Here is a 12,882-nt window from a genome sequence, read left to right as displayed (position 1 = left end):
GGTGTCAGGCACCAGGGGTGCTGACACCTTGCATGTACTTAGTGATTGAGGAAACGAATCGATGAAGATGAATCATGCCTTGCTTATCCTGGGCGGCGCCCTGCTGCTGGGCGGCTGCTCCAGCACCACCGTCAGCTATGGCGATCCGACGGCCACCGAGACGGTGACCGTGGATTACGGCTCGAGCGACTTGCAAGCCATCGCCGACAAGATGGCGGATTCCATGTTGAGCTCGCCGGCGACCAGTGAAATCACGGCAGGGGGTCGCCCCGTGATGTTCATGGACTCCATCCGCAACAAGACCTCGGAGCACATCGATACCGAAGCCGTGAGCGACACCATCCGCACCAAGTTGCTGCGCTCCGGCAAGTTCCGTTTCGTCGACATGAGCAAGGTGGCGGCGGTCAAGCAGCAGCTCGAATATCAGCAGAGCAGTGGCATGGTGGATCCCGCCGCCATGGTACGGCTTGGCAAGCAGACCGGTGCTCGCTACATGGTCTATGGCAACCTCAGCAGCATCGTCAAGGACAACGGCAAGGTGAAGGATGTCTACTACCAGATGACCATGAATCTGATGGATCTGGAGAGCGGCGAGCTGGAGTGGGCCGATCAGAAAGAGATCCGCAAACAGGCGAAGACATCGACCTTTGGCTGGTAATGAACAACAGCGCCTGCTGGCGAGTCTGCCCGCTCCCTGGCGGGAGGGGCGGCTCGAACCACTGGGGCTCGGGCTGACCAATAGCAACTATCGACTGCGCCTCCCCTCGGGGCGCAGTTACTTTTTGAGGCAGGGTCACCCAGACCCGGCCCGCCTTGGCATCGACAGGGCGACCGAATGGCAGCTCTATCGGGGGGCCATGGCCGCCGGACTGGCACTGCCTTGCCATTATGGGGACCCCGATCGCGGCATACTGCTGCTCGACTGGTGCGAGGCGCCGAGCTGGGCGCAGGCTCCCCTCCCGCAGCGTCAGGCGCTGCCCGCCCTGGCGCTGTTACTGGCAACACTGCATCAACTGCCGGTACCGACCGTCAGGATGGCGGTGCGCGCCCATGCCCGGGGCTACCGCGAGGGGCTCAAGGCTCCCCCTCCCTGGCTCGACAAGCTGGAGGCGCCTCTGCTCGCCAGCCGGGAGCCGGACGGTTGCTGGCTCCCTTGCCATCACGATCTCAATCCGGCTAACTTGTTGGGAGAGCGACCCTGGGTCATCGATTGGGAATATGGCGCAGCGGGTCACCCCGGTTTCGAACTGGCCAGCATAGTGCGCACCCATGGTTGGGGTCTGGAGGAGATGGCAGCGCTTGAAGACTGCTATCTTGAAGAAATTGAACGGCTTGCCCTGGGCCAGGCGCCACGTCCCCTGGATTTTCAGGGGGCGGCCTTTCTGCCCTGGGTCGATTACATCGCCCTGTTGTGGGCCCTGCTCATGGCCGAGCAGGCTCCCGATGCGGCCTATGCCGAGCTGATAGCCCATCATCGCCAACGACTGGAGTAACCCATCTTGATGACACACCCTTGGCGCAAGAAAACACGAGTCTGGCTGGCGGGTCTGGCCTGCCTGCTGCTGGTCGGTTGCTCGACCCGGGTCATCTACTACTGGCTCGACGTCGGCATCGTCTGGCAGCTCGATGACTATTTTTCCCTGAGCAGCAGCCAGAAGAGGCTGCTCGATCAGGAGGTGAAGGGGTTGATGAGCTGGCACCGTCAGCATGAGTTGCCGCGCTATGCCAAGGATCTTGCCGCCCTCTCCAGGGCGGTGGCGAGTCCCATGACACCGGCTCAGGTCTCCCGACATCTGGATGCCACCCAACAGAGCCTGACCCGTACCCTGGAGAACACCATACCGCGGGCGGTGCGGCTGGCCCGCACCCTGACCGATGCCCAGGTCGATGCTTTCATGAAAGACAGGCTGGCGCGACAGCAGGAGCGGGAGCAGGATTTTGCCAAGGATCCCAAGGAGAAGGTGCTGCGCGAGTCGACCGAGAAGATGAACAAGCGACTGGTGTTCTGGATAGGCGAGGTCAAACCCGCCCAGGCGCCCCTGGTGGCCCGCTGGGTTGAGTGGCAATACGAGATGATGCCGCCCTGGATTGAGTACCAGAGAGCCTGGGTCGGCGAGCTGGATCAGCTGCTCAGGCAGCGTGCCAGCCCCGACTTCGAGCAGCGGCTCACCAAGCTGCTGGCCGAGGGGGATGGTCTGATGGACGGCCGTTTCACCGGTTATACCGAGCAGTCCCGCCAACGTACCGTCCAGTGGTTGAGCGACTTGAGTGGCTCCCTGGATCTCAAGCAGCGTGCCCACCTCTACAGCCTGCTCAAGGGTTATGCCAGCGACTTCGAACAGATGACCCAAGGTAAATAGCGCCATTTATCACAGGGTTGCTCGGGTCGGTAGGGCAAAGGCCGGTCCGTTCAGCCCTTGCTGCCGACGAGCCCCTGTGATAGCTTGCCCACAGTGGGCGCCAGCTCACACTTTTTTCGGAGCCTTATGTCGTCCCATCGTCCAAATACAGTGAAATGGATAGTGATGAGCCTGCTCATCGCCTTCATGCTGCTGTTTTCTACTCTTCGAGTGGATGGACATGTGGTGGCTGCTCCCCAGGAAACATCCCTCTCCCAGAGCGCCTTCCATGGTGCGAGCACCCCTGAGGAGGGAGCCGTCAAGTTTATCGGCACCCATCAGAGCCATCTGCAGCGGCTGGAACACTCCCTGCGCAACCATGGCGACAGGCAAGATCGCGACTATCAGCTCATCCATGACTGGTCAGCTGCCGTCAGCCTGCTACTGCTGGGGGGCCTGTTGCTCTGCCTCCCGCTGCTCTATCAGAAGCACAGCTTCAGAGACAAGTTCAGGGGCATACATCGCCGCTGGCTTTCCCGCCGACACCTGCAATACCGCTTCTCCCAGAGCGCCGTTCACGGCTGATCTTCGGTCACGTCAGGGTAGTTGCCCTCGCTGACCGACGGGCTCGTCCATCGGACGCCAGCCCCCATTTCGATTGATTTTCTGCGTCTGCTGCGACTATCGCGGCGATCGCCATGCCTGTTTCGAATTGGATCCTTGCCATGAACAGTGTGAGAAAAAAACCGCGCCTGCTGCACAACCGCACCAGCGCCTGGCAGTACGCCTTGTTGCTGCTGATGTTATTGACCTTCGGTTTCTATTCCCTGCCCACCTTCTTCGGTGAGCAGCCTTCCCTCGGCCTGCATGGCCAGTCGAGCCTGAGTGCCAGCGATGCCAAGCTGCTGGGCACAGAGGGCATAGTGCTGCAGCAGACCATCGCCTCGGCGGACAAGCTGGAGCTGGTGTTTGCCGATCAGGGGGATCAGCAAAGAGCCAAACAGTTGCTCGAGCAGCAGGGCCATGACAGCGCCGCCCTGACCCTGGAGTTTCATGCCAAGGCGCCGACCTGGATCAGCCAGCTCGGCGCCACCCCCATCAAGCTGGGGCTGGATTTGCGGGGTGGCTCGCAGCTGCTGATCGGGGTCGATCTGGACTTCGTGCTGGAGAATCAGACCAAGAATCTGGTGGATAACCTGCGCACCGGCCTGCGGGAAGCCCACTTGCGCGGGGGCAATGTGAGCCGGGTAGCGACCGGGGAGGTGCGCATAGTGCTGCCAGAGGGGGCGGAGCAGGGCGCCTGGCTCACCCTCGTCAAGGAGAGTGGCGGTGTGCGTCAGGGCCAGTGGCTGCTGACCCGATCGGACCAGGTGCTGACCCTCAAGATGAGCGAGGCAGAGCGCACTCTGCTCGCCAATAACGCCGTCACCCAGAACCTGTCGATCCTCAAGAAGCGCATCAATGAGCTCGGCATCGTCGAAGCCTCGGTGCAGCGCCAGGGTCAGGATGGTATCCGCATCGAGCTGCCCGGGGTCCACAACCCCCGTCAGGCCAAGGAGGTGATTGGCGCCACGGCATCCCTGGCCTTCTATCAGGCCAAGCCGGACAGCCGCTTTGTCATGACCGACAAGGAGGGACGCAGCGTCGGACTGGATCGCAAACCGGTGTTGACCGGCGATCACATCGTCGATGCCCGTGCCAGCATGGGAGAGATGGGGCAGCCTCAGGTCGGCATAGTGCTCGATGCCCTGGGGGGCAGCAAGATGAGCCAGTTCAGTCGCCAGCATGTGGGCAGCCCCATGGCGACCGTGTTCACCGAGTACAAGACGGGCAGCAGCGGCAAGTTGCGGGCTCACAGTCAGGTGATCAACGTGGCCACCATACAGACGGCGCTCGGCAACCAGTTCCGCATCACCGGGCTTGGCAGCATGCCGGAGGCACAGGAGCTCGCCATGCTGCTGCGCGCCGGGGCCCTGACCGCGCCCCTCAAGATCCTGGAAGAGCGCAGCATAGGCCCCACCCTGGGGTTGCAGAACATAGAGGCGGGCTTTAGCGCCCTGGTGTTTGGCATGGTCGGCATGATGGTGTTCATGTTGTGCTGGTATCGCAAGTTTGGCTGGGTCGCCATCACGGCGCTGTTCGGCAACTTGTTGATGCAGGTGGGCATGCTGGCGGTGTTGCCCGGCGCCGTATTGACCCTGCCCGGCATCGCCGGTCTGGTGCTCACGGTCGGCATGGCGGTGGATACCCATGTGCTCATCTTCGAGCGGGTCAAGGACAGGTTGCGTGAAGGTGCCAGCCTGGCGGGAGCCATCGACTTTGGCTACCGCTCGGCCTTCAGCACCATCTTCGACGCCAACATCACCACCCTGATCAGTGCCGTGGTGCTCTACGCCATCGGCTCAGGCCCGCTGCAGGGCTTCTCCATCACCCTGATCCTGGGGCTGGTTTCCAGCATGATTACCGGTATCTGGGGCACGCGCGCCATCATCAATCCCATCTGGGGCAAGAGCAGCCAACGGCTGCAGAGGGTTTAATCATGTTTCATCGCTTCTTTTCCATGAGCCTGACCCGCTGGCGTTATCTGGGGCTGGGCCTCTCCGTGCTGCTCACCCTCGCCAGTCTCGGGCTGCTGGTCATCAACGGCCTGCAACTGGGACTGGATTTCACCGGGGGCATCTTGCTGGAGTTCAAGATCCAGACCCTCAAGGATGCCCATGAGATCAATGCCTTGCTCGGGGAGCCTCTGCGCGCCCTGGTGAGCCTGCAACCGGCCGGGGTCCCCGGTGAGTGGCTGATCAAGCTCCCCCCCGAGGGGCTGACCATGCCTGCCCAGGAGCTGGCCGATCGGCTGGCGACTCAGCTTGGCCTGCCGGTCGAACTGCTGCGCACCACCATAGTGGGCCCCCAGGTGGGCGCCGAGTTGTTCCAGCAGGGGATGATGGCGGTGCTGGTGGCCTCTATCGCCATCTCCGTCTATCTGGCGTTTCGTTTCGAATGGCGTCAGGCCGTCGGCATCTTGCTGTCGGTGCTGCATGATGCCGTGGTCGCCCTGGGGCTGCTTGCCCTGTTCCATATCGAGTTCGACCTCAACGTGATCGCCGGCCTGATGGCGGTGATCGGCTACTCCCTCAACGACAGCATCGTCATCTCGGACAGGCTGAGGGACATCTTGAGCTCCCGCACCCGGTTGGGGATGCATGAGTGCAGCGATATCGCTATCAAGGCGACCTTCAGCCGCACCATGATCACCTCGGGCACCACCCTCTTTACCGTGGGAGCCCTGCTGCTGTTTGGCGGCGATGCCCTCCATGGCTTCGCCTTCACCCTGTTCGCCGGCATTTTGACCGGTACCCTCTCCTCCATCACGGTGGCCTCCACGGTGCAGGAGCTGCTGGGGCTGAGCCCTGCGGCTTACCAGAAGAAGGAGGCATTGCCCGAGGCGGCTTGAACGAGCTGCAATCCAATGCGTACGAAAAACGGGCCTTTGGCCCGTTTTTCAATGGCGATGAGGGGCGGCCAGTCAGAAGCCCGAGCCCGGCTGCGTGAGAAAGGCGCTCTCCTCGGTCGTATTGGGGCGGCCCAGAATGGCATTGCGATGGGGGAAGCGACCGAATCTGTCCACTATCACCTGATGGCGGCGGGCAAAATCGAGGTAGCCCGCGAAGGTCGAGCCGGGCTGCTCGGCGGCCAGGGCGTCGAACAGGGCGACACTGCGTGCCTGATGTTCCCGCTGCTCCGCATGCTCGAGGGGCAGGTAGTAAAACACCCGCGCCAGGGGGGAGAGTGCCTTGTCCGCCCCCAGGGACAACCCGGCCAAGGTGAGGGCCAGGGCCTTGGCGTCCTGCGCAAAAGAGCCCGGGGTGCCGCGGTGAATGTTGCGCGGCAACTGGTCCAGCAGCAGGATCAGCGCCAGCCGCCCGGTGGGCACCTCGGCCCAGTGGGCCAGGGTGCCGGCGCTTGCTTGCTCGGCCAGCGCGCCAAAGCGTTGGCGGATCAGGAGGTCAGTGTCGCGGCTTTTACCCCACCAGAGCGGGGCTTGTCGCTTGGCACGGCTGGCATCGTCGGTGTCATCGCCAAACCAGAAATCGAGCAGAGGCTGCCAGGGTTGCATGGAAACTCCTTGGGCTAGAGGGGATGAGTGCGGATGCAGCAAAGGACAAACGACTCAAGGGGTGCTGCCGAAACGGCGGCTTCTCGTTACACTGTGCCATCTTTAGTCCGAAATAAGGAAGCCACCATGATGCCTGGAACCCGCTCGTTGGCCGAGATGGCGCAGATCACCAAGGGAGTGACAAAGAAGAGTGTCTCGCTACCGATGGATTTCCCCGCCACTGACATGAGGAATAATTGATATGGCCGGAGCCAGTCTGCTGACCCTGCTCGATGATATTGCGACCGTGCTCGATGATGTCGCCCTGATGACCAAGGTCGCCGCCAAGAAGACGGCGGGTGTGTTGGGAGACGATCTTGCCCTCAATGCCGAACAGGTCTCCGGGGTGCGCGCCGAGCGTGAGCTGCCGGTGGTCTGGGCCGTGGCCAAGGGATCGTTTCGCAACAAGCTGATCCTGGTGCCCGCCGCCATTGCCATCAGTGCCCTGATCCCCTGGCTCATTACCCCGCTGTTGATGCTGGGGGGCGCCTATCTCTGTTTCGAGGGCGCGGAGAAGCTGGTGCACAAGTTTCTGCCCCACCAGGAGACGGCGGGTGAGGATGTGCAGGGGAGCGCCGCATCTCATCCTCCCATCGAGGACCTGGTCGGCTATGAGCAGCAAAAGGTAAAGGGGGCCATTCGAACCGACTTTATCCTCTCCGCCGAGATCATCGTCATTGCCCTTGGCACGGTGCAAGGTACCAGCCTGAGCTTGCAGATTGCCGTAGTGGCGGGGATAGCGCTCTTAATGACGGTCGGGGTCTATGGCCTGGTGGCCCTCATCGTCAAGCTCGATGACATCGGCTTGCACCTGTTGAAGAAACCGGATGGCGGCCTGTTGCGTCAGGGGCTGGGCCGCGGCTTGCTGGCGGTGGCCCCCAAGTTGATGCACCTGCTGGCGCTGGTGGGCACCATTGCCATGTTCATGGTCGGTGGCGGCATCCTGGTCCATGGCTGGCCCTTCGTGCACCACCTGGTCGAGGGGGCGGCGGCGAGCGTGCAGACCCTGCCGACGATGGGCAGCGTACTGGGTGCCCTGACGCCGACCCTGCTCAATGCCCTGATCGGTGTGCTGGCCGGTCTGGCATTGGTGGCGCTGATGAGCATGGTGAGCAGGCTCAAGCCCGCCAAATAACACCCCCTGCAAGAGAGGCGGTGGCGCTTGCCTCTCTTGCGCCTCCCCATACTCAGTCACGCCGTGATCAAACAGTACAGAGTGCGCCCCGCTGGTCGGGGCGCACTGCTTGCTGGCGTTCCCTGGCTATCAGGGGCGGGTGGCGCGCATATATGGGGGATGGTCAGGGGGTCGGGCTTCTCCTAGCATGCTGACCAGCCTCTCGTCAGAAGAGGTTTGTCATGGATGCAGACAACGCGACACAACCAAGGAGCCTTATGAACCGCATGATCTGGCGTGATGAGCACATCTTCGCCGCCCCCGACTGCCCGACCATTGACCAGCAGTTTGCCGACGCCGAACCGGCCCTTCATCGCCTGGAGTGCCTGATCGCTGAACTGGCCCACCGCCATGAGCCGGCCGCCCTGCGTGCGCTGCTGCGCGCCATTCGCGCGCAGACGAAAGGGCTGACTGAACTCGCCTGGAATAGCGGCGTCTATGGCTATAACCTACTCAGTCGCAACGGCCAGGACGAGGCGGCCAAGACCCTGTTATCCCGAAGTACTCGTCTCTCGTCGCGCCTGGCGCAGGTTACCAAACCGGTGACCCTGTTCTGGCTGGAGGCTGCGCCGGCGCTGGTCGAGACCCTGCTTCAGGATCCGGAACTGTTCGAGCTGGCGCACCAGGTCCGTCATCAGCGTGAGCTGCAAGATCAGCAGTTGAGTCTGGCCTGCGAACAGCTGCTGGAGGGGCTGGCGGTGGATGGCCTGCAGGCCTGGGGCGAGCTCTACGACAGCCTGGTTGCCAAGCTGATGCCACAGATAGCGGGGGAGTGCATGGGGCTGGCCCAGGCCAGCAACCTGCTCAGTCATCCGCAGCAGGCACGGCGCAAGGCCGCCTGGTTTGGTATTCGCGCCGCCTGGGAGGAGGAACAGGATACGGTGGCCGCCATCCTCAATGCCATCAACGGCTGGCGCCTGGAGCTCGCTCGCCAGCGGGGAGGGCAGCGCCAGCTCGATGCCCTGGATCTCTCCTGTCACCAGAGTCAGATCAGTCGCCAGACCCTGGATACCCTCTTGAGCGTGACGCGGGAGCGCCGCACCCTGGGTCAGCGCGCCCTCAAGGGCAAGGCACTGGCATTGGGATTGCGCGATTATGGTCCCTGGGATCTCTATGCACCGGCGCCGGTGAGCGAGCCCAAGCTGATCGGTTTTGAGCAGGCCATCACCCTGATTGCGGAGATCTTCGCCGAGTTTGACCCCGAGATGGGGGCCTTCGTGTTGATGATGGCCGAGCGCGGCTGGATAGATGCGGCACCCAGCGAGCACAGACGCAGCGGGGCTTACAGCACGGAGTACGCCCATCCCGCCGAACCCAGGGTCTTCATCACCTATGAGGGGACAGTGGATAATCTGACGACCCTGGCCCATGAGCTGGGCCACGCCTGGCACAGCTGGTTGCTGCGTGACCTGCCGCTGGAGCAGCGTGACTACCCCATGACCCTGGCGGAGACGGCCTCGCTGTTTGCCGAAATCCTGGTGCGTGACGCCCTGTTCGAGCGCAGTCAGGAGGTGAGTGAGCGGCGCAACATCGCCTCGATGGACGCCGACAGTGCCGCCTCGCTGCTGGTCGATGTCCCCGCACGCTTTGAGTTCGAGTTGTCTCTGGTGGCGGCCCGCCGCGAAGGCTATGTCGGGGCCAGTCAGCTGAGGAGCCTGATGAAGTCGGCCATGGAGCAGTGGTATGGTGACAGCCTCAGTCGCCATGACGATCTGTTCTGGGCCAGCAAGGGTCATTTTTCCATTTCCGAGGTGGGTTTTTACAACTACCCCTATCTGTTTGGCTACCTGTTTGCCCTCAGTCTCTATGCCCAGAAGGTGCGGGAAGGGAGCGGCTTCGCCGAGACCTATCGCGCCCTGCTCACCGACACCGGCAGGATGAGCGCCGAAGATCTCATTGCCAAACACCTGGGGGTGGACATCCGGGAGCCCGACTTCTGGCATGAGAGCCTGAACTATGTGGAGGAGGGGGTCGAGCGCTTCGAGCGCTTGATCTGAGCCCTGCCTCCCTTGCCAACCTATGAGTGGGCTGCGCCCGCTGAAGAGGCGGCGCAGCCCTGTTTGGGTGCCCCTTCACCAGCGGATGTGTGCCCGCAACCCGCCTGATAAAGAGAGAATCGATGCGCCAAGATACCGTCTATCCCCAATCCTGGGACAATCAACACATCTATCCCGGCCTCGATAGCCTGGAACTGGAGGCCGATCTGGCCCAGGCTCGCAGCCGTCTCATCGAGCTGGCTGATGTGATGGGCGAGCTGGAGACGGCGTGCGAGGAGCCGGCGGCGCGGCTGGCACTCCTGCGCAAGGTGCGCCAGCGCGCCCAGGGCATTCGCAACATCGGCTGGAATATCGCCGTGCTGGCGGCCAGTGCCGCCAGCCAGAATAGCCGGGACCCGCTGGCCAAAACCCAGGCCTCTCGCGCCCGCGCCCTCAATGCCGACTTGTTCAAGACCCTGGCGCCCATGGAGCAGTTGCTGCTCACCCTGCCCGGTGCCGACTTCGAGGCGCTGATGAGAGACCCCCTGCTGGGGGAGGAGGCCTTTCGGCTACGCCACGAGCGGCGCCTGGCCGATCAACGGCTGCCGGTGGCGGCGGAGCAGCTGGTCATTGGTCTGGGCAGCGATGGCCTGCACGCCTGGGGCAACCTCTACAACGAGCTGGCGGGCCGACTGCGGCTGCGCGTCGATGACCGCGAGCTGGGGCTGGCCCAGGCCAGCAACCTGCTCGGCAGCGCCGATCGCGCCGTGCGCCTGCAAGCCCAGGCGGCCATCAGTGCCGCCTGGGAGGCAGAGCAGGAGACGGTGGCCGCCATCCTCAATGCCATCAATGGCTGGCGCCTGGAGCTGGCTCGCCAGCGCGGCGCCCAAGCCGGCCGCCCCCTGGATGCCCTGGCTCTCTCCTGCCATCAGAGCCGCATCGAACCCGTGACCCTGGAGGCCATGATGAGCGCCACCTATGCGCGGCGTGAACTGGGTCAGCGCGCGCTGGGGGTGATGGGGCGTCGGCTCGGCATCAACCGGATGAGCGCTGCGGATCTGGCCGCCCCCGCACCGGCAGCTTCGGCGCCAGGCATCCCGTTTGAGCAGGCCATCGAGTGGATAGCCGAGGCCTTTGCCAGCTTCGATCCCGAGATGGGGGAGTTTGCCCGCATGATGGCCGAGCGCGGCTGGATTGATGCGGCGCCGAGCCCTGGTCGCCAGAGCGGCGCCTACTGCACCAAGTTTGCCGATCCCGTCGAGCCCCGGGTCTTCCTCACCTATGAGGGCAGCATGAGAAACCTGGTGACCCTGGCCCATGAGCTGGGGCATGCATGGCACAACTGCTTGCTGCGCGACTTGCCCATGAGCCAGCGAGCCTATCCCATGACGTTGGCGGAGACGGCCTCCATCTTCGCCGAGACCCTGGTGCGTGGCGCCCTGTTTGAACGCGCCGAGGCGGGGGATCGGGACGCCATCGCCTGGATGGAGGCCGACAGCGCCGCGACCTTCTTGCTCAATATCCCGGCCCGTTTCGACTTCGAGCAAGCCCTGGTGCGCGAGCGGGCCCAGGGCTATGTGGGCAGTGCCCGGCTCAAGGAGCTGATGGATGAGGCGTGGGGGCGCTGGTACGAGCAGAGTCTGGGGGAGTACTTCCCGCTGTTCTGGGCCGCCAAGGGGCACTTCGCCATCCCGGGGCTGGGTTTTTACAACTACCCCTATCTGTTTGGTTACCTGTTCAGCCTGGGGGTCTATGGCCAGTTGATGGCGCGCAAGGCGCGGGGGGAGGCGGGGGTGGCGCAGGCCTATCGCGCCCTGCTGCGCGACACGGGGCGCATGAGCGCCGAGGCCCTGGTGCTGGAACATCTGGGGCTGGATATTCGCACCACCGCCTTCTGGCAGCAGAGTCTGGACAGGGTGGAGGAGGCGGTGAACCGTTTTGCCGACTTGAGTCAGGAGCTGTCCGGGGTCACCGAGGTGTCAATGTCCGGGGCGCGATAGCCTGGGAGGCCGGCGTTCAACTCATCTGCGCGGCCAGATCCTGCTGACTGGCGACGCAGTTGCGACCGCGTCGCTTGGCGAGGTAGAGGGCGAGATCGGCCTGTTTGAGCAGCTCGAAGAGGCACTCCCCCTGACTGGTGGCCACCCCAATGCTGACCGTGACATGGAGTGCGCCCTGTTCGCTGGGCAGTGGCGTGGCGGCTATCTGGCTGCGCAGGTATTCGGCGCGGCCATGGGCATTGGCGATATCCTCCCCCGGCAACAAGATGGCGAACTCTTCACCGCCGATCCGGGCCAGGGTGGCGGATGGCCCCATGTGATCGGTGAACTGGCGGGCGAGGTGGCACAGCACCCTGTCGCCCACATCATGACCGTGGCGATCGTTGACCTGCTTGAAGTGATCCACATCGATGAGCAGCAGCGACCTGGATGCCGCGGGCAGCTCGCGCCATCTGGCCTCAAAGCCGCGTCGGTTGAGGAGCTGGGTCAGGGCATCACGTACCGAGAGGTCGTTGAGCTTGCGGGTGTTGCGCAGCACCACCATGAACAACTGCCCCAGCTGCAGGGCAATGGTGAGCAGCCAGATCACCAGCAAGGCCAGGATGTTGTGACTCGAGGGGTAGACGAAATCCTGGGCCGGGATCGGCAGGCTCTGGGCCATCATGATCCGCTCTCCCCAGGCCAGGATGGCGGCCAGCCCCAGCAGGCAGATCAGCCAGCTCAGCGGCGTGCCCAGCTGTTGGCGCAAGGGGCGGGCCGAGTAGCAGATCATCAGGAAGCCGCTGACCCCGGAGAAGAGGGCGAGCAGCAGCAGGCGCAGGTCCATGTGCTCTGGGGCAGGCCCGGCCCAGATGAGCAGCAAGGCGCCGAGCAGGGTCACCAGTGACCAGCGGCGCCAGGGGAAACGGCCTCTGTCGAAGCAGTAAGCGCGGCCCCACAACAGGGTGAAGCCGCAGAGCACCAAGACATCGGCGCCGGTGTAGGTGAGCCAGGGGGTCAGGGTGCCCCGCAGGGCAAACAGCGCCAAGGCACCGGCCCAGCACAGGGAGTAGGCGGCGCCGAGCAGGCCGGTGAGCCGCTCACTGCGCACCAGCCAGGCGGTCAGGGACCAGAGGATCCCATACAGCCCCATCTGGGCCGCCAGTAGCAGATAACTCAGAGCAATGGCGTTCACAGCGACCCCATCCGTGGTCTTTTTGTGTTTGAAGAGTAGCAAGTTGTGACGGGAAGGCCGGACGCA

The 12,882-nt window shown here is 63.6% G+C and carries 11 protein-coding genes; 9 read left to right on the top strand and 2 right to left on the bottom strand.

Annotated elements, in window-relative coordinates; translation table 11 throughout:
- Window positions 1-61: 61 nt before the first annotated feature.
- The 6 genes from lpoB to secF all read left to right on the top strand — a co-directional run bounded on the left by lpoB (window position 62) and on the right by secF (window position 5,790).
- A complete protein-coding gene (gene lpoB / locus BN1130_RS11685; protein ID WP_042042199.1) occupies window positions 62-658 on the top strand; it encodes a penicillin-binding protein activator LpoB in 597 nt (198 codons plus the stop codon).
- Entirely contained in the window at window positions 648-1,493 is an 846-nt protein-coding gene (locus tag BN1130_RS11680; protein ID WP_042042198.1) for a phosphotransferase, read from the top strand. Before lpoB ends, BN1130_RS11680 begins: the two co-directional genes overlap by 11 nt.
- Before the next feature lie 9 nt (window positions 1,494-1,502).
- Window positions 1,503-2,360, top strand: coding sequence for a DUF6279 family lipoprotein (locus BN1130_RS11675; protein WP_157013990.1), 858 nt, complete (start codon window positions 1,503-1,505; stop codon window positions 2,358-2,360).
- Between the two features lie 165 nt (window positions 2,361-2,525).
- Window positions 2,526-2,924, top strand: coding sequence for a hypothetical protein (locus tag BN1130_RS11670; RefSeq protein ID WP_052448223.1), 399 nt, complete (start codon window positions 2,526-2,528; stop codon window positions 2,922-2,924).
- 140 nt (window positions 2,925-3,064) lie between these two features.
- A complete protein-coding gene (gene secD, locus BN1130_RS11665; RefSeq protein ID WP_198135267.1) occupies window positions 3,065-4,876 on the top strand; it encodes a protein translocase subunit SecD in 1,812 nt (603 codons plus the stop codon).
- Between the two features lie 2 nt (window positions 4,877-4,878).
- Window positions 4,879-5,790, top strand: a complete 912-nt coding sequence (secF, locus tag BN1130_RS11660) for a protein translocase subunit SecF (protein ID WP_042042194.1) — start codon at window positions 4,879-4,881, stop codon at window positions 5,788-5,790.
- A gap of 72 nt (window positions 5,791-5,862) precedes the next feature.
- Here secF and BN1130_RS11655 read toward each other — a convergent pair whose 3' ends face one another.
- Window positions 5,863-6,453 carry a DUF924 family protein gene (locus tag BN1130_RS11655; protein ID WP_042042193.1) on the bottom strand — a complete coding sequence of 197 codons (591 nt, stop codon included), beginning with the start codon at window positions 6,451-6,453 and terminating at the stop codon, window positions 5,863-5,865.
- A gap of 241 nt (window positions 6,454-6,694) precedes the next feature.
- Here BN1130_RS11655 and BN1130_RS11650 point away from each other — a divergent pair, with 241 nt between their 5' ends.
- The 3 genes from BN1130_RS11650 (at window position 6,695) to BN1130_RS11640 (ending at window position 11,642) form a co-directional block, all read left to right on the top strand.
- A complete protein-coding gene (locus tag BN1130_RS11650; RefSeq protein WP_042042192.1) occupies window positions 6,695-7,627 on the top strand; it encodes a DUF808 domain-containing protein in 933 nt (310 codons plus the stop codon).
- A gap of 257 nt (window positions 7,628-7,884) precedes the next feature.
- Entirely contained in the window at window positions 7,885-9,663 is a 1,779-nt protein-coding gene (locus tag BN1130_RS11645; protein WP_042042191.1) for a M3 family oligoendopeptidase, read from the top strand.
- 122 nt (window positions 9,664-9,785) lie between these two features.
- Window positions 9,786-11,642 (top strand): M3 family oligoendopeptidase, encoded by a 1,857-nt coding sequence (locus BN1130_RS11640; RefSeq protein ID WP_042042190.1) that lies wholly within the window; start codon window positions 9,786-9,788, stop codon window positions 11,640-11,642.
- Window positions 11,643-11,658: 16 nt separating this feature from the next.
- On the opposite strand, the gene BN1130_RS21335 is transcribed toward BN1130_RS11640, so the two are convergent.
- Window positions 11,659-12,816: a GGDEF domain-containing protein gene (locus BN1130_RS21335; protein ID WP_052448222.1), complete on the bottom strand. Its 1,158-nt coding sequence runs from the start codon at window positions 12,814-12,816 to the stop codon at window positions 11,659-11,661.
- Between the last annotated feature and the right edge of the window lie 66 nt (window positions 12,817-12,882).

Origin of the sequence: Aeromonas rivuli (assembly GCF_000820045.1) — a bacterium.
Classification (GTDB): Bacteria; Pseudomonadota; Gammaproteobacteria; order Enterobacterales; family Aeromonadaceae; genus Aeromonas; species Aeromonas rivuli.
This window is presented reverse-complemented; position numbering and strand designations above follow the sequence as displayed.

Excerpts from the sequence above, each read along its gene's own strand:
- lpoB (WP_042042199.1), top strand. The coding sequence starts at position 62 with ATGAAGATGAATCATGCCTTGCTTATCCTGGGCGGCGCCCTGCTGCTG.
- BN1130_RS11675 (WP_157013990.1), top strand. The coding sequence starts at position 1,503 with ATGACACACCCTTGGCGCAAGAAAACACGAGTCTGGCTGGCGGGTCTG.
- BN1130_RS11670 (WP_052448223.1), top strand. The coding sequence starts at position 2,526 with ATGAGCCTGCTCATCGCCTTCATGCTGCTGTTTTCTACTCTTCGAGTG.
- secD (WP_198135267.1), top strand. The coding sequence starts at position 3,065 with ATGAACAGTGTGAGAAAAAAACCGCGCCTGCTGCACAACCGCACCAGC.
- secF (WP_042042194.1), top strand. The coding sequence starts at position 4,879 with ATGTTTCATCGCTTCTTTTCCATGAGCCTGACCCGCTGGCGTTATCTG.
- BN1130_RS11655 (WP_042042193.1), bottom strand. The coding sequence starts at position 6,453 with ATGCAACCCTGGCAGCCTCTGCTCGATTTCTGGTTTGGCGATGACACC.
- BN1130_RS11650 (WP_042042192.1), top strand. The coding sequence starts at position 6,695 with ATGGCCGGAGCCAGTCTGCTGACCCTGCTCGATGATATTGCGACCGTG.
- BN1130_RS11645 (WP_042042191.1), top strand. The coding sequence starts at position 7,885 with ATGAACCGCATGATCTGGCGTGATGAGCACATCTTCGCCGCCCCCGAC.
- BN1130_RS11640 (WP_042042190.1), top strand. The coding sequence starts at position 9,786 with ATGCGCCAAGATACCGTCTATCCCCAATCCTGGGACAATCAACACATC.